The 1,564-nt window shown below is 58.2% G+C and carries 2 protein-coding genes; both read left to right on the forward strand.

The window, feature by feature from the left end; all coding sequences use genetic code 11:
* Window positions 1-975: sodium/proton-translocating pyrophosphatase (locus VKV18_RS14030; RefSeq protein WP_324204809.1), on the forward strand; the 975-nt coding region annotated here is incomplete at its 5' end.
* A gap of 142 nt (window positions 976-1,117) precedes the next feature.
* Window positions 1,118-1,564, forward strand: a 447-nt coding sequence (locus VKV18_RS14035; RefSeq protein ID WP_324204810.1) for an SRPBCC family protein, incomplete at its 3' end; no start/stop codon positions are given.

A 1,564-nucleotide genomic window follows, 5' to 3' on the forward strand; every position in this document is an offset into this window, starting at 1 on the left:
GGGCCTATCACCGATAACGCCAACGGCATCTTTGAGATGTCGGGAGTGTTGGAGGAGGATAGGGCTTCCGGCCGTTTTGCCGGCATCGAGGGCCTTTCGGGCGACCGCATTGTTGGCCGTCTCGATGCCGTGGGCAACACCACCAAGGCCCTTACCAAAGGGTTTGCCATCGCCACCGCCGTTATCGCGGCTGTGTCGTTGTTCCGCTCCTTCATGACCGATGCCAAACTGCTCAATCTGGGCATTCGTCTTGATGTACCGGAGGTCTTTGTGGGCCTGCTGATAGGCGGAGCTGCCCCCTACCTTTTCAGCGCTTTCTCCATCAACGCCGTCGGTCGAGCCGCTTACCAACTGATTGAAGAGGTGCGTCGCCAGTTTCGCGAAGACCCCGATATCATGGCCGGAAAGAGCCGCCCGGACTATGCCCGCTGCGTTAGCATCGTTACTGCGGCCGCCCAAAAAGAGCTGCTCGGGCCGGGTATTCTCGCCATCACCTTGCCCATTCTTGTGGGGTTCGGTTTAGGGTTTGCCGACCCGGAGAAGGGGGCTGCCGCGCTGGGCGGCTATCTCGCGGGTGCCATCCTCAGCGGGCAGCTTTTGGCCGTCCTCTTGGCCAATGCGGGTGGCGCCTGGGACAACTCCAAGAAAAAGATCGAGGATGGGCTGTTCGGCGGCAAGGGAACCGATAACCACAAAGCTGCCGTTATCTGCGACACGGTTGGCGATCCGTTTAAGGATACGGCAGGACCCGCCCTGAACCCGCTCATCAAGGTGATGAACTTGGTAAGCATCCTCATTGCGGGCATCGTCATCCAAAATATCTCCCCTGCCATTCGGGCGACGATATGTATCGTTGCCATTATTCTGTTGGCCGGCGCGATTCTCTTCAGCAAGCGCGGCTCCATTGTGGATATGCAACAGCAGGTGGCCGCCGAATCGTCGGAGACGGTGCGCGTGGAAACGGGAGGCAAGTAGCGGGGTACGCTGGCTTTTACCGACCTCAGAGGCCCCAAAGATCAATAGCCATTGGTTTTTGGGGCCTTAACGCGATCCGGCATTTTGTTTTCCTTCCTCTTGTTCGTAGAAACAGTGTACCTGCGCTGAAATGAGGAAAAACATGCCCCAACTCCGGTTTGTCTGTGAGATCAACGCTCCCCTAGAGCGCGTTTGGGAGTTTCACAACAAAGTTGACTCCCTCCTTCTCCTCACTCCCCCACAACTACGGCCCCGCATCCTCGACCCGCGTCCCCCCATGCAAGAGGGTTCCCTCTACCTTATCCGCATCTCCCTCTTCGGCTTCCTCCCCATTACCATGAAAACACGCATTGTGGAGTACAACCCACCCCACAGTTTCACCGACAGACAGGAGGCAGGGCCGTTTCGCCGATGGCAGCACGCGCATCGGTTGGAAGCCCTCAACCCGAACCAAACCCGCCTTTGCGACACGGTGGAATACGAGCTTCCTCTCGGAGGAGTGGGAGCGATGGGGGAGCGGATTTGGGTGAGGCGGCGTGTGGAGGAGCTGTTTGCCTATAGGCATCGGAGGACGAAGGAGGTTTTAGAA

Source organism: Chthonomonas sp. (assembly GCF_035294505.1).
Classification (GTDB): Bacteria; Armatimonadota; Chthonomonadetes; order Chthonomonadales; family Chthonomonadaceae; genus Chthonomonas.